At 33.5% G+C, this 26250-nt stretch carries 30 protein-coding genes; 7 read left to right on the forward strand and 23 right to left on the reverse strand.

Translation table 11 applies throughout. From position 1 onward, the window contains the following. Positions 1–22 precede the first annotated feature (22 nt). On the reverse strand, positions 23–532 hold the full coding sequence (locus L8T27_RS22520; RefSeq protein WP_248574500.1) for a CBO0543 family protein: 510 nt from the start codon (positions 530–532) through the stop codon (positions 23–25). Positions 533–745: 213 nt separating this feature from the next. Between L8T27_RS22520 and L8T27_RS22525 the strand changes: the two genes are divergently transcribed. Continuing rightward, the gene (locus L8T27_RS22525) at positions 746–1618 is read left to right on the forward strand and encodes a YitT family protein (RefSeq protein WP_237943093.1); all 873 of its coding nucleotides are present in this window, start codon (positions 746–748) and stop codon (positions 1616–1618) included. A 121-nt stretch (positions 1619–1739) separates the two neighbouring features. Here the strand turns inward: L8T27_RS22525 and L8T27_RS22530 are convergent, their stop codons facing one another. From L8T27_RS22530 to L8T27_RS22550, 5 genes are all read right to left on the reverse strand, one after another. Then, positions 1740–2867, reverse strand: coding sequence for an SH3 domain-containing protein (locus tag L8T27_RS22530; RefSeq protein WP_237943094.1), 1128 nt, complete (start codon positions 2865–2867; stop codon positions 1740–1742). 110 nt (positions 2868–2977) lie between these two features. Further along, positions 2978–3184: a hypothetical protein gene (locus tag L8T27_RS22535; RefSeq protein ID WP_233314939.1), complete on the reverse strand. Its 207-nt coding sequence runs from the start codon at positions 3182–3184 to the stop codon at positions 2978–2980. Positions 3185–3415: 231 nt separating this feature from the next. Continuing rightward, the gene (locus tag L8T27_RS22540; protein WP_237943096.1) at positions 3416–3700 is read right to left on the reverse strand and encodes a hypothetical protein; all 285 of its coding nucleotides are present in this window, start codon (positions 3698–3700) and stop codon (positions 3416–3418) included. A gap of 73 nt (positions 3701–3773) precedes the next feature. Next, a complete protein-coding gene (locus L8T27_RS22545; protein ID WP_349238821.1) occupies positions 3774–4418 on the reverse strand; it encodes an NAD(P)-dependent oxidoreductase in 645 nt (214 codons plus the stop codon). Between the two features lie 52 nt (positions 4419–4470). Continuing rightward, positions 4471–4857 carry a hypothetical protein gene (locus tag L8T27_RS22550; protein ID WP_237943098.1) on the reverse strand — a complete coding sequence of 129 codons (387 nt, stop codon included), beginning with the start codon at positions 4855–4857 and terminating at the stop codon, positions 4471–4473. 216 nt (positions 4858–5073) lie between these two features. On the opposite strand from L8T27_RS22550, the gene L8T27_RS22555 reads away from it, so the two are divergent. Then, positions 5074–5490 carry a hypothetical protein gene (locus tag L8T27_RS22555; protein ID WP_237943100.1) on the forward strand — a complete coding sequence of 139 codons (417 nt, stop codon included), beginning with the start codon at positions 5074–5076 and terminating at the stop codon, positions 5488–5490. A 69-nt stretch (positions 5491–5559) separates the two neighbouring features. On the opposite strand, the gene L8T27_RS22560 is transcribed toward L8T27_RS22555, so the two are convergent. From L8T27_RS22560 to L8T27_RS22600, 9 genes are all read right to left on the reverse strand, one after another. Further along, entirely contained in the window at positions 5560–6048 is a 489-nt protein-coding gene (locus L8T27_RS22560) for a pyridoxamine 5'-phosphate oxidase family protein (RefSeq protein WP_233314936.1), read from the reverse strand. A 171-nt stretch (positions 6049–6219) separates the two neighbouring features. Continuing rightward, on the reverse strand, positions 6220–7212 hold the full coding sequence (locus L8T27_RS22565) for an alpha/beta hydrolase family protein (RefSeq protein WP_237943102.1): 993 nt from the start codon (positions 7210–7212) through the stop codon (positions 6220–6222). Next, positions 7196–7558 carry a GNAT family N-acetyltransferase gene (locus L8T27_RS22570; RefSeq protein ID WP_349238822.1) on the reverse strand — a complete coding sequence of 121 codons (363 nt, stop codon included), beginning with the start codon at positions 7556–7558 and terminating at the stop codon, positions 7196–7198. Before L8T27_RS22570 ends, L8T27_RS22565 begins: the two co-directional genes overlap by 17 nt. 42 nt (positions 7559–7600) lie before the next feature. Further along, positions 7601–7798, reverse strand: a complete 198-nt coding sequence (locus tag L8T27_RS22575) for a hypothetical protein (protein WP_237943105.1) — start codon at positions 7796–7798, stop codon at positions 7601–7603. Continuing rightward, positions 7795–8544, reverse strand: a complete 750-nt coding sequence (locus L8T27_RS22580) for a MerR family transcriptional regulator (protein ID WP_237943106.1) — start codon at positions 8542–8544, stop codon at positions 7795–7797. Before L8T27_RS22580 ends, L8T27_RS22575 begins: the two co-directional genes overlap by 4 nt. Before the next feature lie 175 nt (positions 8545–8719). Further along, on the reverse strand, positions 8720–9001 hold the full coding sequence (locus L8T27_RS22585) for a hypothetical protein (protein WP_233314932.1): 282 nt from the start codon (positions 8999–9001) through the stop codon (positions 8720–8722). A 637-nt stretch (positions 9002–9638) separates the two neighbouring features. After that, the gene (locus L8T27_RS22590; protein ID WP_237943107.1) at positions 9639–10196 is read right to left on the reverse strand and encodes a hypothetical protein; all 558 of its coding nucleotides are present in this window, start codon (positions 10194–10196) and stop codon (positions 9639–9641) included. A gap of 60 nt (positions 10197–10256) precedes the next feature. Further along, positions 10257–10775, reverse strand: coding sequence for a general stress protein (locus tag L8T27_RS22595; RefSeq protein WP_233314930.1), 519 nt, complete (start codon positions 10773–10775; stop codon positions 10257–10259). A 197-nt stretch (positions 10776–10972) separates the two neighbouring features. Continuing rightward, entirely contained in the window at positions 10973–11902 is a 930-nt protein-coding gene (locus tag L8T27_RS22600) for a DMT family transporter (protein WP_237943108.1), read from the reverse strand. Between the two features lie 116 nt (positions 11903–12018). On the opposite strand from L8T27_RS22600, the gene L8T27_RS22605 reads away from it, so the two are divergent. The 3 genes from L8T27_RS22605 (at position 12019) to L8T27_RS22615 (ending at position 14290) form a co-directional block, all read left to right on the forward strand. Beyond that, the gene (locus L8T27_RS22605; RefSeq protein WP_237944181.1) at positions 12019–13356 is read left to right on the forward strand and encodes an aminotransferase-like domain-containing protein; all 1338 of its coding nucleotides are present in this window, start codon (positions 12019–12021) and stop codon (positions 13354–13356) included. Between the two features lie 330 nt (positions 13357–13686). Further along, on the forward strand, positions 13687–13857 hold the full coding sequence (locus L8T27_RS22610) for a hypothetical protein (protein WP_237943110.1): 171 nt from the start codon (positions 13687–13689) through the stop codon (positions 13855–13857). Between the two features lie 16 nt (positions 13858–13873). Beyond that, a complete protein-coding gene (locus L8T27_RS22615; RefSeq protein ID WP_282581472.1) occupies positions 13874–14290 on the forward strand; it encodes an MFS transporter in 417 nt (138 codons plus the stop codon). Between the two features lie 55 nt (positions 14291–14345). Here L8T27_RS22615 and L8T27_RS22620 read toward each other — a convergent pair whose 3' ends face one another. The 4 genes from L8T27_RS22620 to L8T27_RS22635 form a co-directional block, all read right to left on the reverse strand. Beyond that, positions 14346–14516: a hypothetical protein gene (locus L8T27_RS22620; RefSeq protein ID WP_233314925.1), complete on the reverse strand. Its 171-nt coding sequence runs from the start codon at positions 14514–14516 to the stop codon at positions 14346–14348. A gap of 417 nt (positions 14517–14933) precedes the next feature. Beyond that, entirely contained in the window at positions 14934–16475 is a 1542-nt protein-coding gene (locus tag L8T27_RS22625; RefSeq protein ID WP_237943114.1) for a metal ABC transporter solute-binding protein, Zn/Mn family, read from the reverse strand. A 115-nt stretch (positions 16476–16590) separates the two neighbouring features. Beyond that, positions 16591–17574 (reverse strand): metal-binding protein ZinT, encoded by a 984-nt coding sequence (locus tag L8T27_RS22630; protein WP_237943116.1) that lies wholly within the window; start codon positions 17572–17574, stop codon positions 16591–16593. A 398-nt stretch (positions 17575–17972) separates the two neighbouring features. Then, the gene (locus L8T27_RS22635; protein WP_233314922.1) at positions 17973–18524 is read right to left on the reverse strand and encodes a DUF5412 family protein; all 552 of its coding nucleotides are present in this window, start codon (positions 18522–18524) and stop codon (positions 17973–17975) included. 925 nt (positions 18525–19449) lie between these two features. Between L8T27_RS22635 and L8T27_RS22640 the strand changes: the two genes are divergently transcribed. After that, positions 19450–20085, forward strand: coding sequence for a pentapeptide repeat-containing protein (locus tag L8T27_RS22640; protein ID WP_237943117.1), 636 nt, complete (start codon positions 19450–19452; stop codon positions 20083–20085). A 357-nt stretch (positions 20086–20442) separates the two neighbouring features. Here the strand turns inward: L8T27_RS22640 and L8T27_RS22645 are convergent, their stop codons facing one another. Beyond that, positions 20443–21846 (reverse strand): M24 family metallopeptidase, encoded by a 1404-nt coding sequence (locus L8T27_RS22645; RefSeq protein WP_237943119.1) that lies wholly within the window; start codon positions 21844–21846, stop codon positions 20443–20445. 437 nt (positions 21847–22283) lie between these two features. Here L8T27_RS22645 and L8T27_RS22650 point away from each other — a divergent pair, with 437 nt between their 5' ends. Continuing rightward, positions 22284–22817 carry an MEDS domain-containing protein gene (locus L8T27_RS22650; protein ID WP_237943121.1) on the forward strand — a complete coding sequence of 178 codons (534 nt, stop codon included), beginning with the start codon at positions 22284–22286 and terminating at the stop codon, positions 22815–22817. Between the two features lie 140 nt (positions 22818–22957). Here the strand turns inward: L8T27_RS22650 and L8T27_RS22655 are convergent, their stop codons facing one another. From L8T27_RS22655 to L8T27_RS22665, 3 genes are all read right to left on the reverse strand, one after another. Continuing rightward, positions 22958–23584: a hypothetical protein gene (locus tag L8T27_RS22655; protein ID WP_237943123.1), complete on the reverse strand. Its 627-nt coding sequence runs from the start codon at positions 23582–23584 to the stop codon at positions 22958–22960. Between the two features lie 102 nt (positions 23585–23686). Beyond that, positions 23687–24673, reverse strand: coding sequence for an NAD(P)-dependent alcohol dehydrogenase (locus L8T27_RS22660; RefSeq protein WP_248574501.1), 987 nt, complete (start codon positions 24671–24673; stop codon positions 23687–23689). A 770-nt stretch (positions 24674–25443) separates the two neighbouring features. Further along, the gene (locus L8T27_RS22665) at positions 25444–25905 is read right to left on the reverse strand and encodes a YrhA family protein (RefSeq protein ID WP_233314917.1); all 462 of its coding nucleotides are present in this window, start codon (positions 25903–25905) and stop codon (positions 25444–25446) included. Positions 25906–26250 lie beyond the last annotated feature (345 nt).

Below are 26250 nucleotides of genomic sequence, written 5' to 3' on the forward strand. Positions count from 1 at the left end.
TATACATATATCTCCATATAAATCATTTTAGCACTTTAAATGGGACATCGAACCAAAGAATAAGAAAAACGATAACGATTATAGATATTATATATGCTCGACCTGGTTTTTGCTGATGCAATGCAATGACAGAGAACATAATAAGATCAAACAAAAAGGAATATCCAAATTGCCAGCTGTTTTGGTACGATATTCTTCCTGTCAAAAATAGTATCCACTCTATCACTATATAGATTACAGACCAGACTACTATGTAAATTATGCGCTTTAACCACCCTTCAGGGAAATGGGACAAGAAGAGAAAGATACTAATCGGCATGGTTATAAGTGCATAAATAACGACAATCATCTCGTGGCTGTATAAAAAATCGGGATGAAACTTCCAAAGTGTATTTTCATTCACGATATACTCATAAAGCAGACCACCTGTAGATATAAAAAACATACTGGCATGATATTTTCGCCAGTTTTTCCAATCTCCCCATTTAAGAGAGGCTATAATAGTCAGAAGTGTGATGGCGACGTGCATCATACACAGCCCTTTCAGGTAATAATATAAACAGCAAATCCCTTTAGTACAAATGACCGAGGTCCTTTGAATCTATTCTTTCCATAGTAAGAAAAGATGATGTAAAAAATGCTTGGAATTTGTCTTAATAACCTTCCTTTTGTGAAAAAAGGCGGAATTTATGGTAGTATTAATTGTGCTAAATAAAAAAGTGTAGAAAGAAACGAGGAAAAAGAAATGAGTGTGATCACGAAAAAAAAGCCCAATAATGTTAAGTTTTTATCGCGGATTTTATTAGTAATTATTGGCGGGTTCATTACAGCTTATGGACTTGAAGCAGTATTAATTCCAAACAATGTTTCCGACGGTGGAGTTACCGGGATCAGCATTGTTATATCCCAACTGACAGATTTACCGCTAGGCATTTTGATTGCTATCTTAAATTTACCGTTTATATTTTTAGGATATAAGCAAATTGGTAAGAGTTTTGCGATATTTTCCATAATCGGCATCGCCTCACTGGCTGCAGGTACAGTACTTATGCACCATATCAATACGATTATTCATGGAGATACATTGCTTGTTACTGTAGTCGGCGGAATCATCATCGGTTTTGGTATGGGTCTTGCTTTGCGTAACGGTGGAGCACTTGATGGAATTGATATGCTTGCAGTATTACTGTCACGAAAATTGCCTTTTGGTACGAGCGACCTTATTTTATTTCTTAATGTTTTTGTATTTGCTATTGTATCAATCGTATTCGGTCTACAAGGAGCAATCCTCTCTGGTATCGCCTACTTTATCGCCTCTAAAGTAATCCATATCGTTGAAGAAGGTTTAAGCGGATCTAAAACCTTTAAAATCATTACAAATGAACCAGAATTGATGGTAGAGACTATCCGTGACAGACTAGGCAGAAGTGCTACATACAGTCTAGTACAGGGAGCCTATTCTAGTGAAAGATTTAAAGAAATCACTTGTGTCATCAACAGACTGGAAGAAAGCAAAATGAAAGAAATCATCTATGAAATTGACAGCGGCGCCTTCGTTACAGTTTATGATGTAGCAGAAGTTAAAGGCGGTAATTTCAAAAAGAAAGATATCCATTAAACAACATAGGCGAGAAAGAAAAATATTCTTTCTCGCCTTTTTTCTATTTACTAATGAAAGGACAAGCCTCACTCACGAAGAGTGAGGCTTGTCCTTTTACTTAAGACAGACAGTAATAAACCTAGTATTTGCCTAGACCAGAATCTGGCGTTTGAATAATTACAGGGTTTTTGTCTGGATTCAGCCATTTTAACACTGTCGTTACATTAGCTTTAGAAGTGGCTGTGCAGCCGGCTGTATAGCCATACTTGCCTGCAACATGGAAGAAAATCGCGCTTCCTTTTCCTGCAACAGGGTTTTTCGTATTATAATTGATAACAAATCCTAAATCATATTCAGGAATATTCATCTTTTCGGCACTTTTCCAGCGTCCATTGTTTTTAGAAGCCTTTTGCCAAGTATTGTATAAGGAGGAGGCTGGATCATCTACCCAAACATCATCACTTGTAATTTTGCGATACGGCAATTTCGTACCTGGATTAGCTCCTCTCCCAAAGGCTGTCCCAATTGTATATTTCCCTGTCGGTGAAGCTTGAGAGCCTTCTGACATTTTGTCAGTCATTCCATTTTTGCCAAGCACGCCTGTCATCGATTGAACTTGTTTCCATTTGCCATTAGTCTTCTCAAATGTACGTATTGTCGCTGTTTTAGAAGAAGCATTCGATGATGTCACTAATATCAACTGTTGGGCCTTACCAAGTGTCTTCATATTATTTACAGTATCCTCAATGGAAGACTTTGATGAAACACTAGATGATGTTGCTGCTTTTACATATGTACCGCTGACATAGCCTGTTTTCCCTTTAAAGTCAATTTTATACCAGCCATTTGATTCCTTCTTCTGAACTGTAAGCTTTGTTCCCTTTTTTACAGAGCCAATCACTTTATACTTCGTGCTCGAGCCGCTTCTTACATTCAAAGTGTCTGCGGTTACCGTATAAGTTGTAGTACTTGATGAAGCCACTTTCACATATGTGCCGCTCACATAACCTGTTTTTCCTTTAAAGGTTATCTTATACCAGCCGTTCGATTCCTTCTTTTGTACAGACAGCTTACTACCTTTTTTTACTGAACCAATCACTTTATGCTTTGTACTCGAACCACTTCTTACATTCAGTGTATCAGCTGTTACTGTATATGTTACAGAACTGGCAGCTTTTGCAGAGGGCGTTCCTAAAATCCCTTGACCTGCAACAAGACTTGCACTTAGCACAAAGCAGGTTACTACCATATAAATATACTTTTTCATCCTATCACTCCCTTTCTTCACAACCATATTGTAGCAGTTTTTTGCTGATTACTAGTTTCCATCACATAAAAATCACCAAAATGTAATGGTTGACATACATTTAACAGGGTTCAGCTATAGAACCCTGTTACTACTAAAATATATACCCCTATAACCGTTACACTCAATCCTGTTAAAAAGGCAATGCCAGTACTTTTCTTTTTTCTTGTATTAAACCACACAGTTGCTGCGGCAATCACAGTGAAGAGAATTCCGAAAATAATCGATGCAGACGGTGTTGTAGGCTGTATCCAATCATACCAATGCAAAAAATTCATGTCATCACTCCTTGAATAGAGATAATTTAACCAATCCGTTTAAAATTCACCATTAAAGTAACTGATTCTCCTTCTGGTCTTACTCTAATTTATACCGTATGTAGTGATGGCTAATTAATGTTATTTATATTATCTATTTTTGTAGGAAAATTAGGAAGGAATCAGTTTGCCAATTGATATTCGACGTGTCTTATTAGTTTATGACCAGTTTTGTTTTCATTTTACTTAAATTTAAGGTTCTTGAAATCCATACAAACCAACAAAGGTTAGGCTTAGACTTATCAAGAGCATAATGGTGCTAAAAGTGAACAATATGAATCTGTATTTGTTCCTCTCTGCAGGAAATGCAAACAATACTCCTAGAAAATTATAAAGGTTTAGTATGTACATAAATGACATTCCCTTTGTTCCAAAAGATAATGTTTCAGCAATTTCTCCATCCTTAGAAAATGATACAATCATAAGAAATCCTAACAGTGTGGATATTATTGATAAGATTGAAAAGAAGATTCTCATATCTCTCCTCCAAAGTTACAATTACTGTCTGCTTTAATTCATTTTATTACAGAACATTCCATTTTAAATAAAATTAATTGGAGATAAAAGGTGCTTTTTGTATATATTTCGAATCTTCAATTTGGTTAATTATAAAAGTACCGATATCTCCATTTGTTATTTTTATTCCTGGTAAATCTGTTAGATTTTCTTTTATGTATCCTATATCCTCCTGATCAGTGACGAATGGCAGCCTAATTAGAGTCCATTTTTTAATCTGTTCATTACTGTTAAGAAAATCCCATTCTTTTTTCTTATCTATCATCATATCAGAGTAAAAATTTTCAAACAGCTTTGCACCAAGTCTATTTATAAGACTTTTTTTATCGTTAGAAATAGTTAAGGAACCTCCAGTAACACCTATATAACGTTCAATTTGTAATTCTGCCATTATCTCAATAATTGTCTTCGTAACACTGCTATAAATCGGTTTCTCTTTGAGGGGTTGCCCAAAAGTATTAATTACTATTTGACAATCCTTTAGCAGCTTTTGAATATCTTCTCTATTCTGGACAGCCCCTTCTACTATTTCTATCCTATCGTCATTTAAAGATAACTTTTTGGGAGTTCTAACAAGCATTCGAACTTGATAGCCGTTTTCTAACGCTTTAACAGCAATTCGACGTCCAACCTTTCCTGTTCCTCCAATAATAGCAATCTTATTTAGATTATCCATCATCCACCTCAAGTAAAATAGTCACTATACCATTTATTCAGAGTTTGCCACGCCCTCATTTTTTTACTACCACTGATTTCCTTCCATTCCCAAGGTCAAATAGGGTCATAACAATACTAATTATTCCAACAATGGTTCCTAAACCACCAATAATGCTTATTAAAATACTGGGAATCACTAAACCTACGATAACTACCCCTAAAAAGGTCAGTACTATAAACGCTTGATAAACTGCAGAAATAATATTTAAAGCAACATGATTAAAACAAGCTAAAATCAATGGTGGTAATAACAGAACTATAAGTGTACCAAGGGACGTTAAAAAATTTTGCGGTTCATCAAATGAAACAGTATTAGGGCCTGTCGGATTTTTAGCAGCTAGGAATAAAGTAATGACTGCCAATATCATAATCACTAACATCATAGAAAGTCTTTTTACCATAATTGATACTCCTTTTTGGTTAATCAGGATACTCTTTTATTAAACCGTTACAAAAGCGATCTATTCTCTATACGAACGGAAAATAAAAAAGTTCCATAATTATACATAAAAAGAAACTTTTCCAATTTATCATCGTCTAATGTTTCAAGATTGACACAATGTATTAGCTATTTTAATAACATAAGACCCCCCACTAAACATAAAGGAGAGAAATTGTTGAAGAAAAAGAGATTTTTGATTGGATTTTTAAGTCTCCTCATTATTTTTTCTGGTATATATGCATACATTTCAAGCATTTCTATTTCTGGTAAATCTGACAACGGTATGTGGAAATATACATACAAGAAAAACCTTGATGAAAGTGCGCCAAGCGGTTGGCAAGGTAAAATAAAGCAATTAAATAACGAAAAAGTTAATGTGTCCAAATTAGAATATATGGATAATGGTGAAATAATAGCTGAGCAGGATGAGTTTAGTTATGGAAGAGCTGAAGATGGTTCTGTAACAACCGCAAATCCATTCTTTACTGACTTTCTATTAGGAGATGAACTAGTTGAGGGACATGTATACAAATTAATTATTACTTATAAGAAAGATGGAAAATCTCATAAAGATACTATCGAAATTAAATAATATAAATGCAATTATTAATAGCAAGAGAAAGATAAAATGGGTTGCCTGATATTCAGACAACCCATTTTATTACTGATTCAATTCAACTGTTTCATTAACATCTGTAGATTTAGAGCTTTGCCCTGTCATCCGTTTATAGAAAAAGGCCATCTTCTTCGTGAAATTACCTGTTTCCCAATATTCAGCCGCTTCTGCTTTCACCTTTATTAAGACAACGCTAGGATCATCATAAGAAGTTTGCATAATTTGCTCGTATGCTTTGCTCCATAATTCCTTTTTCTTATTTAAATCCTCTACGATTTCCGCTCTTCCGCGAACAGAAACATAGGATTTACCTGCATAAGCAACATTAACGTCTTGATCATGTAAGATTTCTTCATATTTATCCGTCTCTTTTTTCGTGAAGAACCACAAATCACCATCAAACTCTACTTCTTGTGTTTTCATAGGACGAGACACAAGCCCTTCTTCTGTTACCGTCGTTAGCATGGCTGTGTCTATGTCTTTAATTAACTCTCTTAATGTTTCCAACTCTTCTTGTTTTATCATGTTAGACATCTCCATCACCTCATTTAAGTTTATAGAGGTATATTACCCTTTTCCAAAACTTTTAATCAGGGAGGACTGCTTAATAATGATTAGTTGAATTATTTAATAATATCTCTGCGAAATGCTTCCTTAAATCAAGCATTATACAATGTTTTTTAATACGAAAATCTAAACCTTATTTTATATGTGACGAACTATTTCCTCACAATAATCCAAATAGACTTTACTTATCAGTGTATCCTTTGGAGCTAAGATGGCACTTACATAGATTAAAAATTCTGAATCATGCAAGTATGGATTTAACATAGAATGCTTGACTCCTAATATCGTTTTTACTGTTAATTGCGTTTCCGGTAACCATTCTTTGTATGTCTTCACTGTATCCTTAGAATCCACATTCTCATCATTTTCAGCTAATATCAAATATACTGGGGAGTTAATTTTCTTAATATCTTCTGTCCCATCTGCTGAAATATTCTTTTGCACAAATGTGTATCTATCTTCGGATAAGCTGTTGTCATTCGTTTTTTGCATGTATTCTTTATAGGAAGCGCCTGATTCAATAAGATTAGACGCTTGTTCATCCTTGTCTAGTTCACTCTGTATTTCTTCATCCGTTTTGCCAGCTCTTTTCATTTCCATGGTCGTAAAATACTCTCCTTGTCTAAGCCAATTGATGGCAGGACCCACTAAAATAGCTGCTGTAATATCGGTGCGATTTTGCTGTACTTTTGGAACTACCCAGCCAGCTTGGCTAGCTCCCCAGAGGATGATTTTCTCTGTATTCATAGATTTCTGCTGCTTTGCCCATTCGATTACTTCTTCTACTTCCTTCGCTCGATCGTCCATTGTTTGATCTAACCAATTCCCTGCTGAATCTCCTATTTCTGGTTTATTCCAAGATACAGATGCATAGCCTTGTTTTGCAAACCGTTCCATTAAAGGCTTATAACCTCCATCCTGTGTTGCGTTTTGCGGTCCATCTCCATGAACAAATATAACAATTCCTTCATTCTTCTCTTTAGGCATGGCAAGAAAGCCTTCTAAATTTCCTTGCTTGGTTTTAATGTTCACCTCTTTCTCCAGCATAGCGTAGTCATTTTCATAAAGGAAACCAGCGATTGTCATTATTATCAATACAATGCTAATAAGTAATTTAAACCTCGTTTTCATTATTTTTTATCCCTTTCCACTCCATGAAATACCACCTCTCTATTCCATACTGCCTTCCTATTAAACTTGTTCCTTTTTTCTTTATCTGGAATCCTAGTCTTTCATAAAGTCTACTAGCAGCAGCGTTAGTTGCAGAAACATATAATGTTACATACTGATCACCCTTCACCAAGTTTTTAACCAATTTAATAAGCTGTGTACCAATTCCTTTTCCTCGGTTACATTTAGTTACGGCTATAAAGTCTATGTGAATTTCTTTAGCTTTGCTTCTATGATCGAACGCTACAAGGAAAATACATGTTTTAAAAAGTGCTTGTAAATTTAACTGTATAAACAACCGACCCAATAATTTTAGTCCCTTCCACTTTTTTGGTTTAATAAATAAAATTCATTCTATTTTCTTATCTCTTACTATGAGCAAATTATCTCGGTGATTCTGTAAAATATGCTCTGCTAGACAACGCAAAACAAAACTCCGCTCGACTTCTGGCAAGTTTAGTGCTTGAAATTCTTCCTGAAATCCTTCCAATAATAGAACCGCTATCTCTTCTATATCCTTTCTAGAACTAGCAATTCCTCGCTTCATTTCGCCTTAACCTCTAAACTATATACCATCTCTTTGATATAAAATGCTGATAAATTCGCTTCCTCTAGTATCAATAAATCATGTTCAAATTTGGCATTTATCAGATCGAGATTCTTGTAAAAACACTCTATCTCTTCTAAAAGTTGGTCTTCTAGTTCTACACATATTTTCTTACAATAGTAGGTTCCTGCACGAAAAGCATAATCTGCTTCTTCCAAACTCGTTCTATACATTACTTTGACATTACTTCCATTCTCTAATATTGCATAAGAGACATCTTCTACAATATTTCTATTGCCATTTTTCCATTTAGCTAGCTTTTTCAAATTTAGGTTGTATGCTTCATCTACAAATACATCCTCAAAGCAGGCAAAATATCTGTCTTCTTTATTCTCTTCGACCAGCTTGTATGTTTCAGTTTGTTGAAGCTCGAGAATGGTTTGTACATTCCCCTTTAACTTAGTAAGACGTGTAATTTCATTCTCGAAATGTACTAGTACACTAGATAATGCTTCAGTATAATCTGTTTTCTTCTCCACAATGTTTTTTATTTCTTTTAACGAAAAACCTAATTGCTTTAGCAGCAAAATATGTGACATCGCATACACTTCCGCTTCTCCATACATATGATAGCCATTTACATCAATAAATGCGGGCTGTATTATTTGTTGTTCCTCATAATGCCTTACCACGTATTTCGTTATATTCAGTAATTTAGCTAATTCTCCACTTGTTAAGTGCTGCATGCTTATTCCTCCAATCATATTTACAGCATAAACCGTGTGGTTACCACACAGTCAATCATTTTCCATTTACTTTTTACAAGCCATAAAGAAATATCAGCCTAATGATTGCTTTATAACACCATTGGCTAACATAAAAAAAGACACACCCATAATTTCTATGGGTAAGCGCCCGATTTTAGTTCATTCTATTAAGTGACGAAGAAGTAAGCATCTTAAAATACCCAACCAGCGTTGTGACAAGACCAATTCCAAAAAGTATACTGCCAGCAGTCAAAAAATTATTTATGTAGCCTTTCATTACTAGATGGTATGTAGGAGTGTCTGCCCCTCCTTGTTTAATAAGCCAATTTTCAGCAGTGAATGTACCAAATTTAATACTGAAAAATAGTAGAATAAATCCAATAGCAGTTAGTAAAATACCTAAAGCAACGAAACCTTTCCATTTATCTTTTGCCATATTATCTTCACTTCTTTCTCTATACTTCCATTTATAGTATTAATTAATATTATCTGGTAATTATATATACGTTTTGCTATCTTAAAAGTTTCAAATTAACCAGTAAATAGAAATTACAATGCTTCCATGCTCACTTTCTGACAAATAAGCGACCGTTACCTTATATCGTGTATTTCCCCCTCGTCTAACTTATTAATATTGTCCTCATTTATTAGACTAAATAAAGAAAAAATGATAATGCAGAGTGAAAATGCAAACAGACCGTTTTTTTTCTTGGTTCTGTCGATTCTTTTACAGCTAATTCAGAATAACTTTGTTAAAGAGTCTTTTTTTACTACCAAATATATTACACAGAAGAAAGTATTAATTTTGATATTCTCCAAGAATAATATTTAATGGATAAACAATCTAAAGAAAAATTTCCTTATTACATACAGTTATCTGTAAAAAATAACTCAGACCTTGATGAGGATAATAAAAATAAATATGCCCACGAAATGGTTTAATCCATCCAACAAACAAAGAATAACATAGTGAAGCAGCCTATAGATGTTGTCATATTTATTCAAGTAATAAAGAAGAGATATTTCATGAAATAAAATAACAGTCCTTTATGAATGGACTGTTATTTTGGCAATTATTCTTCAAAGATTACACGCAAGCTGTCTTCTTTTTGATAAGAAGGCTGGTTTGTAATAAAAATCAACTCTTGTGCATCGTGTCCAGTGATTAAAATGATAGGTTCTTGGCTTATATTTGTAGAAGCAAACTTACTTTTATAATGAACACATGAGCCTTGTGTTATCATCCACATATTATTATCTTGAGCCAATTGAAACCATTCTGAAAATGCTGTTTGTAATGCTTCATAGTTCGGAATGGTCACAGAGTATGCTGGTATCTCCACATGGTAGGATTTACCATTGGACATTGTATGCACTTTTCTTCCTGTATTTTGATAATATATTTCTAATTTATCTCTCTTTGCTAATACCGATGTTATTCCATCATCATACCCTTCAAAGTGAATATAAAAAGGATACTTAAAGCAGGTAATTGCTGCCTTCTGCATCAGATTTATCGTATCTTCCACATAGTCAATATTATCTCCTGATATATGAAATTGCTCAAATTCCCCATCCACGATTACCCAATCTTGTTCCTTTTCAATACTCTGGATAATTTCTATTTCCATAGGTTATCTCCCCTTGGTGTAGATTTGAAAAACAATAAATGAACAGGCAGGTTTCTCTCGTTAATAAAACCGTTTAAAGTCTTTATCTAAACACGCCCTCTTCAACTTTTTAGTCCTCCATAAATAATTTATATCCGAGATGTTATCATAGGAAAGTTGAATATAATAATAGTTAATATACTCTAAGACTGCAAAGAGATATATGAACAGCGCAATACTTACCCCCCCAACAGGTAAGTTCGATTTCCACAAATACAAATCAGTTACGAACGCTATAAAAGGAGCAAAAATTAGAAAACCATTAAGCTTCTTTAAAAACTTAAACTTTTGGATACTATTAATAGTTGTATTAGGAGTATATTGTTTTTTTAATTGCTTTAGTTTAAGATGCCAATATATTGTTCCCTGTAATAATAAAAACTCTAGCAGGAAAAATGAAATCCAAAATGACCCTAACGAATATAAGTGTAAATTAGGATATACGTAATTTAATAGGTAACTTAAAAAAAGGAAAACTATAAGGGAAGTTAATTCCCCAGAAAATAAATATTTCAATCTTTTTTCTAAAGTTTTCTTCATAATATCTCCCTATAAAATTTTTTACCAATCGTAATTGTTGATATTTTCTTAGTAACGCCTCCCTTTCCACTGACTTATTTATTCAATACTACGGAAAAAGAGCTAAAAGGTTTCAGTTTCCTCCTTTTAGCCCTATTAGCTACTACAGAACTTTCGTCATTTGTTTCTAATTTATATATCTCATTGTAGGCATACAATTAGCGAGAAGTTTTTTTACTTAAATTTCTACTTGTACCCAAATAATTTGTACCAACAACACCAAGAATGATCATAATGGAACCTGCTATGTGATATAAATGAAACTCCTCTTTTAAAAAAATAACTCCTGCTACAATAGTAATGAGTGTAGCAAAGTTACTGAAAACACTCATTTTTGATGCATCTATTTTAGATAATGCATAGTTAGATAGATAGGAGGTTCCTAAAGACGATAAGATACCTAAATACAAAATCGCAAGAACAAAATCCCAATGTCCAAAAGGTTGCATATATTGACGGAGTGTACCATTTATAACATGAGTTGTCAGTGCGACTCCATTAAAAGCGATTAATCCAAACAAGGTCATTATATATGTGATCGTGAATAATGAATATCGCTGTGTTAATTGTCTAGCAAATACGTTGTATAAGGAGGAGGTAAGTGCTGAAAGCAAGATTAACCCCGTTCCAACAAGACTTGCCTTTGTACCTCCTGCCCCGTTCATGTACATAATAGATATGACACCAAATACTGATAAACTAACTGCTATTTTTTGACTACTGGTAGTTGTTTCCTTTAAGATGATACTTGCAAGAATTAACGTAAAAATTGGTATTGTTGCTTGAATAATACCAGCTTCTGAAGAAGAAGTATGCACTAGCCCAAATACTTGAAAGCTAAAAAAGAGTGTCGGATATAAGATGGCTAACAAGGCAATTCGCAGTACATCTTTTTTTGTTACATTGACTTTATCTAATCCTTTTTTTAACAACAACACAGTGGCAGCAATCCATGCAATAGTAAACCGATGTGCAAGTGTATCTAACGGTGTTGCAACAGATAATGTCACTTTAACAAACATAAATGACAAACCGATAATGAATGCATAGATGATTGCAGCGATATATGCATTTCTTTTTTCATTCATCTTCATTACCCCCTTTATGATGATCCGGCCGGTACCATTATCGTAAGAGATTACGCTAACCTTTACGATATAAAAAATACCGATCTGTACCGATACAGATGCAATGGAGGCTTATGATGCTTAAATATGAATCAATCTATCAATCTCTTCTTATGCAAATTCAGTCTAATAAATTTTCAACCGGTGCAAAATTACCATCCATTCGAGATTTAACACAACAATATTCTTGTAGTAAAAGCACGGTCTTGACCGCTTTAAAAAAATTGGAGGCACAACATATTATTTATGCACTACCGAAAAGTGGATATTATGTTGTAGATAATCATGTCTTCAAAACCCCATCGGCCACGGACATAATAGACTTTGCAAGCTCTGCTCCTACTTGGCATGCTTTTCCTTACAAGGAATTTCAACACTGTATAAATAAAGCTATTGATACGTATCAAGAAGAATTATTTCGCTACGGAACACCCAACGGTTGGCCTCCGCTTATAGCAGCATCAAAAAAACTGTTAGAATCATACCAAGTTTTTACGCATGAAGAGCAAATTTTCATCACTTCTGGTATTCAGCAGGCTCTTTCTATATTAAGTTTGATGCCTTTTCCAAATAATCGTTCCACTATACTAGTAGAGCAACCTAGCTACCATTTATACATGGATTTACTAAAAACGTTACAACTACCGGTCATAGGAATTCAACGCACCGCAAAAGGAATTGATTTAGGACGACTTGAACAATTATTTCATAAAAAAGAAATTAAATTCTTTTATACGATGCCACGCTTTCATAATCCTTTAGGCTCGTCATACAGTAAAAAAGAAAAAGCAGCTATATTACAATTAGCAGAGAAATATAATGTTTTTATTTTAGAAGATGATTATTTAGCAGATTTTGATTTCAACCCGAAGAATGACCCTCTTTTTGCAGATAATTTACATGATAAAGTGATTTATTTAAAAAGTTTTTCTAAAATTATGTTTCCAGGATTAAGAGTTGGATTGGCAGTTCTACCTCCCTCAATCCTTAATATCTTTCAAAAATACAAAATGACAACAGATATCGACAGCTCTATGATTTCACAAGCCGCATTATATCTCTATTTAAAAAATGGAATTTATGAACACAATAAAACGAAAGTCAGTACCATCTATCATACACGTGCTAAAATTCTGCATCAGTCTATACAAGATTATTTACCTGCTTACGAATCATCATCAGAAATTGTTATGCATAATCATATTCATTTAGACAAGCGTATGAATTTAAAATCATTAGTTTACCAGTTGCAAAACCAAGGCATACAACTAGATTCAGTTAAAAGAAATTATTTAGATGGCTTTTACCAAGAACGGATTTTGAAGCTGAATGTTTCCAATGTAGAAGACAATCGAATTCAAGAGGGAATTCTCAAAATAGCAAGAGCATTAAAAAATCCTCAAAACTATTTTTAATGAATGCCTTGCTTCGCAAGCAAAAAGGGATTGAGTGTGATTTGTCTTATAATATCCCTCTCCCTTTTAACTCTTCAAAAATAAACTCATTGAAAAAGTTCAATGTAACACTATAGCTATCCTTTAATATGCTGCAAAAATTAGTCTACCAGAAAAACAAGGTAGTGCGATTGTAACTGTTATTACTGGATTTACGGTTTCATTAGTATTAGGGGTGCCGATTGGAACATTAATTGCCAACTTTTTTAATTGGCGGTATATCTTTTTATTACACTGATAAGCCTGCTACTATTATCTAAATTAATTCCTCCTTTAGCTGGTAACAATTCTATGTCTTTCAAGCAGCAATTCTCTATTATTAAAGATACGAAAGTATTTACTGGCCTATTAACAACCGTATTTTGGATTCTTGGGAAAACTATGGTAATTGCCTATATTGCGCCATTACAAAACAACTTATTAAATATCCCATCAGCAAGAATTAGCTTCTATTTATTCTAGGTGTGTTTCTTCGTTTATCGGTTCTCGCGTTGGAGGATTTGCTGTTAATAAACGGGGGCCGATGCGGACAATTATCATTAGCTTAACCATTCACTCATTTATCTTAATTACATTTACATCCAATTCAACTTCAACAATCGGTATTATTATTGTCCTTATGGAATTGGGCACATCTGCTTGGATAACTAATCCAGCTAATCAATATTATTTAATAACTTTAAAACCAGAATCATCTGAAATAGTTCTAAGTTTTAATACAGCACTAATGAATATTGGAATGACGTTAGGAGCAGGATTAGGAGGCTTGGTTGTTGAGTATACTTCTATTCATAATCTAGGTTGGATTGGGGGAATAACCGTATTAGCAGCATTAATTACTACAGTATTTTCATTTAAAGTAAAAAGATTAAATGAGCATTCCATTTACATGTAAAATGAACACAAAAAAGCATTAACTCTTTCTGATTAATGCTTTTTTATTAACCACTTCACCAAATGTTATCTATTAAGCGACCTATTAAGCGGATTATCATTTTAGGTATAAACATTAAGATATTCCAAATCACTTCACCTACTACCTCGAAAAAGCTCTCTTTTAAAAATTCTCTTATTCTGCTTTTATTTTTCATTTTATATCTTTTCACTTTATATCTTTTCATTTTATATCTTCCCATTATTCATTTTAAGTTGAGCTATTTTACTCGATTTTATCAAAATAAGGATATAAAAACAGCAAGAAAGTTATTACATATTATTCCTTTTTAATGTGGTATAATCATGATACATTTAAATAATAATTTATTTTCGCCTCTGTAGCTATAGAAGGGAAGAGCGCCGGAAAACATTGTTAGTACCGGGTCGCAAGGCAAGGGTTTCAGAAGCACCGAAAAGCAGAAATAGCTGAGGCAGGTGAAATTCCTAGCCGGTGAAAGTCCGTAGGGAAGCGTGTTCCCCCTAGCCTATGCTTACGAAAGGAGTGCGGGTTCGAATCCCGTCAGAGGCATTCCTGTTAATTCATCAGATTATGCGAATAAAAAAGGAATTGCTTATGAAAAAGCAATTCCTTTTTTGAATAATTATTTAATACTTAACTGTAAAGCTTTCAAGTTTTCACGCATCGCTGCTACGTAGCCTAATTTCTTATCTTGTAATTCTTTAGATAAAACCTCTAAATCATACAGACTAGCTGTCTTTGTTCCTGTTTCAGCTGCTACTGTTTCTGCAATTGCTGAGTTAGCACCTTGTTGATAATAGATAACTGGTACATCATTTTCTTTCACTAAGTCTCTAATTTCTGCAATACGTGATGCGCTCGGTTCCACTTCTGTAGATAAACCGCCAATTGCGATTTGCTTTAGATTATATCGCTCCGCAATGTATCCAAAAGCTTGGTGTTGTACGACAAAAACACGGTTCTCTGCATTTTCGAACGCAGCCTGGTATTCTTCATGTACTGCTTGAAGTTCCTTATTAAAAGCTGCTGCATTTTTTTCGTAATCGTCCTTTCCATCTGGATCTGCTTCAATGAGTGCATCACGAATAATATTTACTTGCTCTTGTGCCAATAATGGATCTAACCAAATATGTGGATCAAGGCTTTCATGGTCATCAATTAAAACCGATACTGGCTCTGATTCTGCATATGTATTATGAGAATCATCAAAAAGTACTGCTTTTACTTCAAAGCTTTCACCAGTTGTTTTGTACTCAAAATGATCAGTTCCTTGTCCTGACACTGCTTCCCATTCTTCATCAGCACTTCCACGAGTATACCAATGCCAATGCTCATAGTCAGTTTCTTCTTGCAGCTCAGCAACAAGTGTAACGACATCGCCTGTATGATAGTGATCTGCCAAGCCAATAATCTCTATTGGTCCAGCACTTTCTTCACTTCCATGGTTATCGTGATGATCAGCTTCTTCACCGTCTCCATGAGCTTGTCCATGATCATTAATAACAATCTCTACTGGTTGGGACTCGGCAAATTCATTGTGAGCATCATCATACAATACTGCTCGAACTTCAAAACTCTTCCCTGCAGCTTCATAATTAAATTCAGGTCCGCCTTGATTCGGGACAGTAACCCATTCTTTATCAGCACTTTCTCTTGTGTACCAGTGCCAATGTTCATAACCTGAATCATCCTCTAATTCTGCTGTTAATTCAATCTTATCACCAGTGTGATAATGATCTGCAACACCTTGAATTTTTATACCTTCTGCATCTTCATCAGATGCTTCATGTTCATCTTCATGATGGTGCTCTGATTCAACACCATCTGCCGTTCTTGCTATCACTAATTTATCGTTCTCAATCGTCTTTAATAAGCTTCCTACCCAAAACTCCATTTCTTCACTGCTATATACAAAAACGTCTGCATCATTGACACGAGCGACATCTTTTGCACTTGGCTCATAGTGATGGGGATCTTCTCCATTTGATAGCATTAAACTTATATCCGCTCGATCTCCTGCAACTTGACGAGCAAATTCATACATAGGGTAAAATGATGTTACAACAGAAAGCTTCTCATCATTCGTACTGCTTTCTTCTGCATTTTGACACCCAAAAAGAAAAGTGGACATCATCAAAATGAAAATTAACCAACTTTTTTTCATTTGCGTTATAAACCTCCAAACAACCAAATAAAGCGTAATAATTACGATTTAAAAGCTAGATTTTAGAATTTAATTCAAACTTAGTATATTAATAACTTAATAATTTCAATATTTATTAATGAGCTAACATATCACGCACTATACCAGCTGCATCTAGATTAGAAGGATAATATGTTGGCCAATGAGTGACTTCTTTTAGCAATGTCTCACTGTCATCTCCCCAATATAGATGGAAATGATGGGAATCAGCTGGAAAGATACCATGATCACTAAATTGAATGTATTTAGGCATGTCCTCTGTTCCGTCTGCTAATTTAAAAATGAAACGCACTCCTCTATTCCCTTTTTCATAGGTAAGAATTTCGTATCCGTCTGACTCATACTTTCCTGAATACTCCTTGTCACCTTCAAAAAAAGTTACAACATTGTCTTTAATGAGGATGCGGTCAACATCCGTTTTATAGCCTACTGTATAATATTCTTTATATTCTTCTTTTGTCATATCTCCGTTTTCTGCTTTATGTTCCAATACCTCGTCTAAATCTCCAGATAAAAGATATGGATAAACAGATTGCCAGTCACCTTCCCAGTCAGACAATTCACGGTTCTTTACTTGACTATCTTCAAAATATCCTTGATATATTTTTTTACTTTCTTCGTCAGTTCCATGATGATCATCAATGACAATTTTAGCTGGTGCTGATTGGGCACTTGGTTTGTTGTCATTGTCAAACAGAGCAGCTTTTACTTCTAATCCATTAACCGTTGCTTCAGCTGTAAAGATTTCGCTCTCTTGCCCTTCAACTACTTTCCATTCTTCCTTGGCATTTTCTCTACTATACCAGTGCCAATGTCCAGATTCTGTTTCTTTATCTAAAACTGCAGTTAACTCAATCTTATCACCGGTATGATAATGATCTCCAATTCCTTCAATTTTTATATCTTCTGGAGCATCATCTATATTTTTCACTTCATCTTCCTGTACTTCTGATTCTTTCGCCCCTGCTCCATCTACTTCCTCACTTTTTGTTCCTGAACATGCTACTAAAAGAACACTAATTAATAACATGCTAAATAAGCTAAGATATAACTTTTTCATTTTTTCCCCTCCTATTTTTATGTAAAATTAAATCGTAATTATTACGTTTTATAAACTAACACTTACTTAGCCTTCTGTCAAGCATTGCTAATAATTATTTAATAAAAAATAGAAAGTGACAAGAACAATAACGTTTTTTAAATATAATATTACCCTTTAATACGCTGTCCTATTTCATTGATATCTAAATACCTTATACTTGGTTTTTATGTGCTCTAATTAAAAAACTCTCCTTTAAACCAAAGAGAGCTAACGATATCTTAATATAATAAACACCCAAAAAATCATCTTTGTACGGAATGAAAACTTTTTTCAACTACAACTTACAGTCGTCGGTTTTTCTAAGCTTTTTAGCTTCTGTTTGATTAGAAAAAACCCGTTATACTCATTAGGTGTAGTCAATTTTGATAACATTGCTCAAATTCGTCTTTCATGAGCCAACTAGTACAAGCCAAACCATTTTCATGATAAATTTCTTTATCAACTTCTAATTCAATGCTTCTATTTGAATTTGGATATTCAGGATCGTTGTTTACAATATACAAAGTATCTTCATCCTTCCAATGCATAGAAAAAGTAGATTTTGCATCACTATAATATATAGTTTTCACTTTATTTTCCTCATTATTAGTGACTTCAATCCATACATTAACTCCTCCGGCAGCGCCTCCATATAGTTCATAAAAAGCATTAGCTGTATACTTTTCTGTGGGTGACGATAACGGTCCAGGTCCTTTTTGGGTATAATCTTTATTAATATTATCAAACGAAAAAAAATAAATCCCATATAGTAGTACTCCTATAAATAGAAGTGAACTTGTCAAAGTGACAAGTAGTAGCTTTTTGGGAAAATGTTTCTTATTCAAAAAGTAGATTATTAAATAAATAAAAGAAACAATTAGCAAGAGTATTGTCAATATGGATAGTAAAAAACCGATTATATTCAACAAATATATAGATCCTCCTGTTACTTTATAGCTAATATTGTTTATTATACATTGTACATTTTATAAAAATGCAGCGTTAAATTTACTGACATTTATGTAAAAGGGTCAACCTAAGAAGGTTGACAAAAATTGTATTAGTGGAGCAAAGAAAAAAGTTTAATTACTGGCTGACAATATATCTTATTATTTTTAATTATTAAGGTATAGGTATTTACCTACAATAAATAAGATGTACCGTATAGTACGGCAGTACATCTTCAAAAACGTTACCAATTTTCAATAACTTAAGTAAAAAAGTGCCTGAGGACTCTGCTTAAATATAGTATATGTTTTACGAAGCTCTTTCTACAAATTTTACAAAATGTAAGTGTTAAAACTTATAGGATATTTTACCATTTTTTACTCTCCTCTTTTCATCCTATTTACTAAATAAAAATACTTTTGCAATAGTTCTTAGAAGTATGCAATTCTATTAGTAATGATGAAGAAAAAAAGGAGTGATCATATGTACAAAGTAGGCGAAAAGGTTCTACATTGTTCAGAAAAATACGAGATTTTATACATTTATGAGAGCGGTTTCGTAGAGATTAAAAAACATCCTTTTTCGATAAAATTAGTTCATATTACAGAAATTACTCGCAATGGAACTTGTTAGATACATCTACATGAGCTGGTTCTCAAAATATATCCATCTTCTGTGAATTGGATTAAGCTAAATAGCCTTTTTGTGGTTCTTTAGCCATTAACCCTTTTCTATACGCGAAGATTTACATTCCTTTCTACATATATAAGCATCTAGGATGCTAATAGCTTCTTTTACAAAATAAGCTAACAAGAAATTTAACATTATAATTAGCTAGGTATTATTGGATATGCTATACTTCTCGCTAGTTAATACCTATTTAATATAATGAAAGAAGGTTGCTTTATGAAGATTGCAGCACCTAAAATCTCACTAGAATTACCTGCGAAGAATTTTAGTGATATTTATTATGAGGAAGATCCCATATTGGAAATGTGTACAATAACAAACTCAGATTTTACATATGAGTCCTTAAACAGGGTTCGGCTAGACAAGGCTTTAATAAAGAATTGTAAGTTCACTAACACTGATTTTAGTAATATCTCTATTACGGATGTTGTGTTTGAGAATTGTGATTTCTCCAATGCTAATTTAAGTGGATCCTCTATCCATAGAGTTGAATTTACTAACTGCAAATTATTAGGAACCACGTTTCCAGAGTCTAGTCTTGGTAATGTGAAATTTAATAATAGCATATTAAATTTGGCTGCATTTGGGCATTCGAAACTTGAGAAAGTAGTATTTCAAGAAGCCGCTCTAAAGAATAGTGATTTTTATGAATGTAAACTTAAAAAGGTAGAGTTTGAATTATGTGACCTTGATGGTGCGAATTTTGAACAAACACCTCTTAAAGGGATAGACATTAGTTCGTCTAGTTTTGAATCGCTTATCGTCTCCATTGATAATTTAAATGGTTGTACCGTTTCTACTCATCAAGCTATTCAATTTTCTGCCTTAATGGGACTAGTTGTAAAAGATTAATGATTTTAACTCTAGCATAGATAGGGATAATTAAACTATTACTCTAAGTCTCGAAATGTGAACGCTAATTTTTGCGATTTACAAAGTAGCAGGTAAAAAAGAAGTATATCTTTTACTGGGTAATTATGTTTATATAACATAGAAGGAAACCTCCATAAAAAGTTTTCCTTCTAAGGCCCCATTAACCGATCAACCTTAATCGTTTTTGTTTACTAGCTTTGCTCTACCATATTATACGAAAGTTGGTTTTAGTCCCCGAATAAATGCGTTACAGATGATTCTGATAAAAAAAACAGTTGCCATTGGCAACTGTAATGAAAAGCTATTCCTCATCTCAAAAGGAATATATCATTCATCTTAATTTTTATAAATTAATGCTTTGTCTTTAGCTAAAGCAAATGGTCGATAATAGCCTACCGTGTTTGATAAAGGCAAAACTTCAGGATGTAAATTTATATTTAGTACATTTTTTATATATTCTCTTCGTTTTTCAAACCGATCCCATAATTGCGGATAGTTCTCCTGTATTTCTTTTCTTAACTCTTCGTCTGCCAGCGCAATTCCTGTTTCCGCACTAGCACCACCATAGCCTTGAACAGACGGAATAATATCTACTTGAAACAGCATACCACTTCGTATTTTCGCTGTTGATTCTGGGTATATTGGGGAGCTCATCCATTCCTCATCCGCTACTAAATGGCCTGGGTTTAATGACCAATTAAATTGTTCCTTAGGCAGGACATTTTGAATGCAGTTATACATATCTTCCCCGCTTAAACCAATTTTGATATTTTCTAACCAAGCTACAACAGCTGTATAATAGGGTTTTGCCACTTTCTCTAAATAGTCTCCTACAGTTTCCGGTAGTTCTGCTTGATCAGCTACAATATAACCTGCTCTACTTGTTAGACCACCCTTATATCCTGTAGTAATGGAAAACTTATCTCCTAGGTGAACTTTTTTATTTTGCGGATAAAGAACAGCATTTGTGAATCGTTCTCCTGTTGCAAAAATATTCGTTACATTATGCGGTTGGCCATAAACAGATAAATAACTAGCAAGCTCCATATCTGTTTTACCCAGCTCTATTTCATCCATTGCTTTTAATACACAATCTGATGATAAACTGGCACCATATTCATAATAAGATATTTCATCAGCATTATTTACTATTCGAACTCCCTCTTGCCCAATAAAAAGTTCTGCACAGTTAATAATATTGTCACTATCGCCAACAATTTGTTTTAACGAATCCACAATATAATAAGGAATATCAAATAACTGTTTATTATCATCATACTTGCTAGTAAACAGTTTCCAGCCTACAAGCCCAATCGTTGATTGCTCGTTTATATTGGCAGTTTTAAGAATATCTGCAAAATTCATGCTGTTTTCCATCGGTTGATTTGGAAGGGAGAAGTGAGGAACATGAATTGCTTCTGCCTTTAATCGTGAAAATTTTGCCATCTTAAGATTTTCGTTCCCTAATAATAAGTAAGCTTCTCCATCTTGACTTATAACTAGCAAGGCTTCTTCAAATCTCGGTATAAAACCTGTGAGATATTCAAAATTCGCACCATGTTCACGGTCAGCATATATAATCGCCGTATCAATATTATGTTCTTTCATTTTATTTAAAAGCCTATTTTTACGTTGATTTATCGTTTCATCTGAAAGAACAACAGTATTATTATTAAAATCACTTAACGGTCTTTCTATCTCTTTTAAAGTAACATTTTCATACTTATAGCCAAACTTCATAAAAGCTTCACTCCACTTCTCTAATTGTTATTTATCGGAAAACTCATTTGTCGATAAATTGATATGTAACAGCTAATTTTTAATACACCATTTTAAAACTTGAATTTATTTTAGAAAGTAAATTTTCTTGCTTAACCATTATCATATCATAATGAATACAGAAATATTAGCAGCTCAAATATTGCCTCTTCTTTTAAGGATTTCCCTTTCATAATCGATAGTTCTACGCTAAATTTTCAATATAATCCTCATAAAAAATCGTCCCTATAACTATTTACTCATTATAAGTACTTTTACTATTAAATTCCTTATACCAATGTTATTTTAGTAAGTAAGTATAAACAGAATAATCATTGGCTTTGTCCTGTTGAAAGTAATAACCAGGCCGTTACTTTACCTCTGTTTAACAACTTAATCCATTAAAGGCGGTTATAAATTTGGAGAAGCGGGATGTCAAAGTTATCAATCAACTCAATGACCTTACAGAAGGTCATGTATTATATTTCTTCGAAGATATAAATGCTTATATAAATAATATTATTGATTTTGTTATCTCTGGATTGGATCATAACCAATATTCCTTAATCATTGAGAATGATCGGATTGTTCCATCGATAGAAAAAAAACTTGCTGTGCTATTGAATGAAAGTCAAATTAGCAAAGTTAAATTCATCAATAATTATGACTTCTACTTTGCAAACGGAGATTTTGCATGCAATTCTATTTTTGATTATCTTCCTAGACTTTATAAGGGTTATAATGAACAAGAATTTCGTGTACGTAGCTGGGCCCATATAGAATGGGGAGATATTAGTTATATACATAACAAATTAACAGAGTCTGAAAAGGAAGCTGAAATAATAGTCAGTAGAAAGGGAATTCTGTCTGTTTGTGCCTATGATTCAGATAGAATGAGCGAGGAGCTTAAAACAAACCTTCAATGTCACCATAACTTTCTTATAAGGAATTAGAAAATTATACAGTGCCCCACTCTTTTTTCGGAATGAAGCTGTTTTTTTACCTTCTTATAATATCCTGCCAAAAGTAATCCCATAAAAAAAGTTGCTGTGAGGCAGCAACTTTGCAGAAATGAGATTACTAACACTTATGGTTATTCTTCTTCATCTTCATCAATATCCATTTCTATATCTATCTCTTTAGAAAATAGCTTAACAAAGTCATTTGTATTTAAATAATGGTTAGAAAAAAAAGAAATTAAACATATATCATACCCTTTTACTCCAAAGGTAGATGTATCATCCATATGAAAAGTAATGCTATCCTCTTTATAAAAGCAGGGTCCAAATCTTATGTTATCTTGGTTTGAAACAATAAAATGATGGTAAGGGATGAGATATTCATTAACTAGATGTTTAAACTGCTTTGAATCTGTAACCTTAACAGTAAAAAATAATATATCAAAATAAACCTCTGTAAAATCCTTGAGGCCTTCATCATAAGTCATCCTACGAGCACGTTGTTGAGGGATAAATATATGGGAATATTCTAAACCCAATCTGTCTAACTCCTCTTTTGCACTAGAATAATCATCATCGTAATATTCAAATGTTACGTACAAAGGAAATTGGTTAAGCTGAGTGAAAACTAAAATGAATAACTCTTTTATATCCTCGTTTGAGTATGAAAGCTGCCATACATTTTTAGGTTTTGGGTTTACAATAAATTCTTCTATGCACACATAATAAGGTTTGATTCCAAAATACATTTGTTTGTTCATATTAACTCTCCCAGAAACAAATTAACGTCATACTCCTGCTTATCTTTAAAGTATAAACTAAGTCTCTATATAAAAAACGTTCATCTGATAGGATGAACGTTTTCAGGTTTGAATATTATCTACCACACTAACAATTATCTTTCCCTTTGCATGTCCTTCACCAAGGTAGCGTATAGCTTCTTTCACTTGATTTAGATTATACCGTCTATCAATTACAGGTAGTAAATTACCTTCCATATAAAGTTTTGTTAAAGCATCTTGATCCTTCTTATTTGGTTTATGTACAAGAACTTTCAGCGTCTTATTTTCTGTTTTTGCAAACAAAGGCCCTAGACATAATAATTGCATGATTAGTGATAACGACCCTCCAACCATAACATATGTACCATTAGGATTTAATACTCGCTTGCAATTAAATATGGACCGCGTACCAACAACATCGAGAATTAAATCATACGACTTATCCAATTGGGTAAAGTCTTCTTTCTTATAATCAATGACATAATTTGCCCCTAATGACTTTAGCATATTAAGCTTTTGGGTGCTATCCACACAGGTTACCTCAGGACCATGTAATTTTGCCAGCTGCAAGGCGAACGTGCCCACCACTCCCCCACCGGCACCATTAATTAAAACAGTTTGCCTTTTTGTATTCTGGCGGCCAATACGTAATCCTTGCAAGGCGAGCACAGCTGCTTGCGGAATGGCGGCCGCTTGATCAAATGTCATACTAGCTGGTTTTATGGACATTGCATCTTCATGTACACACACATACTCTGCGAAACCGCCCCAGCCACACCAAGATATGTCCCCAAATACTTCATCTCCTGCTACAAGGTGCTTTACATGACTGCCAACCGCTTCGACCCTGCCAGATATGTCCGCTCCCAGTATCCTGTGTTTCGGTTTTATCATTCCCCCCAAACGGGTTAAAAACGGTTTACCTCTTAATAGATCCCAGTCCCACGAATTTACGGATACAGCAAGAACTTTAACCAGTACTTCATTATTCTGAGGATACGGAATGTCTATTTCATTGAGTTCAAGTTCATCTGTCGTTCCATATTTTTCATATATTATCGCCTTCATGAAGAAATCTCCTTTTAAGAATTTATTCGTACAAAACAATTCTTTATATGCCATTAGAGAGTTTATGAACATGAAGTATAAAATATATGTCTTGGTATAATAAAAGGGATTTCAACATCTATTGCATTAACACAAGAAAAAATTTTCTTGATTTAATACCCGAATGCTACCACTATAGTACCTTAATAAAATGGCGCTGTTTCAGTTAATTGTTTATAAAACGATGAACAGTGGCAGGGGGGGAACTTGTTTTTTCTTTTTCTGTTCTAATAACAGTAACAGGTATTAGTTATGACCAATGTATATGAACTTTTTCAAACTACACATGCTATGAAATGTACTCAGGCCATACTTTAACTTTCCCCTCATTTTCGCCAATACATGAAGGATTTTAATTGATTTTGTATTTTTTGTTGGAGTGGTTAAATATACAAGGCTTACCTCCTACGATTTTCTTTTAGTATCCTTCTTCCTTAAACTACCGAGTTAGCATAATAGTTAGTTTCACGCTAATCTTTTGTTTCAAATACCAAACCACATCACCTGCTTCCTTTTTACTTTTTTGATACTTAATATTGATTTCCCTTGCAATGGAAAAATTACTTCTTGCTCTTTCCAGATAGCTGGTGAGTTTAATTCGAAAATTATATTAAAAATCACTTGTTGCAAAAAATGCAATCAAGTGATTTTTTCCTTTCTATTTGTAATATTATAGGGTTTGGTACTATATGTTGATGCGGAAGTTTATCCTTATAAATCTAAAATTCTCATCACAATAGAGTGGTTTCAAGAGCATTACTTAACATAGTATCAAAACTTTCAAATGACTCCATTAAAGTTCCTGAAGGCTTATCAAGTTCAACATATAAACCTTCTTTTTGATCATAACAATACCATGCTGTATCAGAATCACCAAAAAATATATACTGTTTTTGCCAATCATTTTCATGCCAAAGCTCATTAGTTTCAATAAACCCATGGATGTCTTCTTTTACTTCTCTATCAAGTAAGTTTTCATCAACACCATATATTACTAAACCATTAAAATCTAATCCGTTTATGTTCTTTAGAAATTCAATATACGAGCTAGGTAATACAACATCGCCTAATTCATCCTTAATTTTATGATTCATTTTAATAATTTCAGCATCTGCTACTGGACTTCTAAGTGAAGAACCATACTTTTCTTCTATTTTTCTAATATCGTCCAAAAATTTCGTCCATTGGAACATATCTACTCTTCCCTTCTTTCAAAAGGTTTTGGCGGGTGTATCTCATCTTTATACATAGGTCAATTTATTGTAATACTTTGTTTTGGTGATAAGCCTTTATTCAAAGAGTTTTGTTCATTAGTAACCGATTTATGAAAAGTATCATTATTTATCAGTACTAAGTTAACAAAATCATTTGTTCCTCCATCATCTAAAGGTAAATTGTGATGTACTTGCCAATCCTTTATATAACAGTGCCTGTTACGTAGTTTTCTAACTAACATTCTGTCACTATCCAGTCCGACTGTTCCATAAGAAATGGTCTTGCATATATTACAGGAATGCTGCCATATTTGTGACATAAGA

It is taken from the genome of Niallia sp. Man26, from assembly GCF_022049065.2.
Classification (GTDB): Bacteria; Bacillota; Bacilli; order Bacillales; family Cytobacillaceae; genus Niallia.

Excerpts from the sequence above, each read along its gene's own strand:
- L8T27_RS22520 (WP_248574500.1), bottom strand. The coding sequence starts at position 532 with ATGATGCACGTCGCCATCACACTTCTGACTATTATAGCCTCTCTTAAA.
- L8T27_RS22525 (WP_237943093.1), top strand. The coding sequence starts at position 746 with ATGAGTGTGATCACGAAAAAAAAGCCCAATAATGTTAAGTTTTTATCG.
- L8T27_RS22530 (WP_237943094.1), bottom strand. The coding sequence starts at position 2,867 with ATGAAAAAGTATATTTATATGGTAGTAACCTGCTTTGTGCTAAGTGCA.
- L8T27_RS22535 (WP_233314939.1), bottom strand. The coding sequence starts at position 3,184 with ATGAATTTTTTGCATTGGTATGATTGGATACAGCCTACAACACCGTCT.
- L8T27_RS22540 (WP_237943096.1), bottom strand. The coding sequence starts at position 3,700 with ATGAGAATCTTCTTTTCAATCTTATCAATAATATCCACACTGTTAGGA.
- L8T27_RS22545 (WP_349238821.1), bottom strand. The coding sequence starts at position 4,418 with ATGATGGATAATCTAAATAAGATTGCTATTATTGGAGGAACAGGAAAG.
- L8T27_RS22550 (WP_237943098.1), bottom strand. The coding sequence starts at position 4,857 with ATGGTAAAAAGACTTTCTATGATGTTAGTGATTATGATATTGGCAGTC.
- L8T27_RS22560 (WP_233314936.1), bottom strand. The coding sequence starts at position 6,048 with ATGTCTAACATGATAAAACAAGAAGAGTTGGAAACATTAAGAGAGTTA.
- L8T27_RS22565 (WP_237943102.1), bottom strand. The coding sequence starts at position 7,212 with ATGAAAACGAGGTTTAAATTACTTATTAGCATTGTATTGATAATAATG.
- L8T27_RS22575 (WP_237943105.1), bottom strand. The coding sequence starts at position 7,798 with ATGAAGCGAGGAATTGCTAGTTCTAGAAAGGATATAGAAGAGATAGCG.
- L8T27_RS22580 (WP_237943106.1), bottom strand. The coding sequence starts at position 8,544 with ATGCAGCACTTAACAAGTGGAGAATTAGCTAAATTACTGAATATAACG.
- L8T27_RS22585 (WP_233314932.1), bottom strand. The coding sequence starts at position 9,001 with ATGGCAAAAGATAAATGGAAAGGTTTCGTTGCTTTAGGTATTTTACTA.
- L8T27_RS22590 (WP_237943107.1), bottom strand. The coding sequence starts at position 10,196 with ATGGAAATAGAAATTATCCAGAGTATTGAAAAGGAACAAGATTGGGTA.
- L8T27_RS22595 (WP_233314930.1), bottom strand. The coding sequence starts at position 10,775 with ATGAAGAAAACTTTAGAAAAAAGATTGAAATATTTATTTTCTGGGGAA.
- L8T27_RS22600 (WP_237943108.1), bottom strand. The coding sequence starts at position 11,902 with ATGAATGAAAAAAGAAATGCATATATCGCTGCAATCATCTATGCATTC.
- L8T27_RS22605 (WP_237944181.1), top strand. The coding sequence starts at position 12,019 with ATGCTTAAATATGAATCAATCTATCAATCTCTTCTTATGCAAATTCAG.
- L8T27_RS22610 (WP_237943110.1), top strand. The coding sequence starts at position 13,687 with ATGTCTTTCAAGCAGCAATTCTCTATTATTAAAGATACGAAAGTATTT.
- L8T27_RS22620 (WP_233314925.1), bottom strand. The coding sequence starts at position 14,516 with ATGAAAAGATATAAAGTGAAAAGATATAAAATGAAAAATAAAAGCAGA.
- L8T27_RS22625 (WP_237943114.1), bottom strand. The coding sequence starts at position 16,475 with ATGAAAAAAAGTTGGTTAATTTTCATTTTGATGATGTCCACTTTTCTT.
- L8T27_RS22630 (WP_237943116.1), bottom strand. The coding sequence starts at position 17,574 with ATGAAAAAGTTATATCTTAGCTTATTTAGCATGTTATTAATTAGTGTT.
- L8T27_RS22640 (WP_237943117.1), top strand. The coding sequence starts at position 19,450 with ATGAAGATTGCAGCACCTAAAATCTCACTAGAATTACCTGCGAAGAAT.
- L8T27_RS22645 (WP_237943119.1), bottom strand. The coding sequence starts at position 21,846 with ATGAAGTTTGGCTATAAGTATGAAAATGTTACTTTAAAAGAGATAGAA.
- L8T27_RS22655 (WP_237943123.1), bottom strand. The coding sequence starts at position 23,584 with ATGAACAAACAAATGTATTTTGGAATCAAACCTTATTATGTGTGCATA.
- L8T27_RS22660 (WP_248574501.1), bottom strand. The coding sequence starts at position 24,673 with ATGAAGGCGATAATATATGAAAAATATGGAACGACAGATGAACTTGAA.
- L8T27_RS22665 (WP_233314917.1), bottom strand. The coding sequence starts at position 25,905 with ATGTTCCAATGGACGAAATTTTTGGACGATATTAGAAAAATAGAAGAA.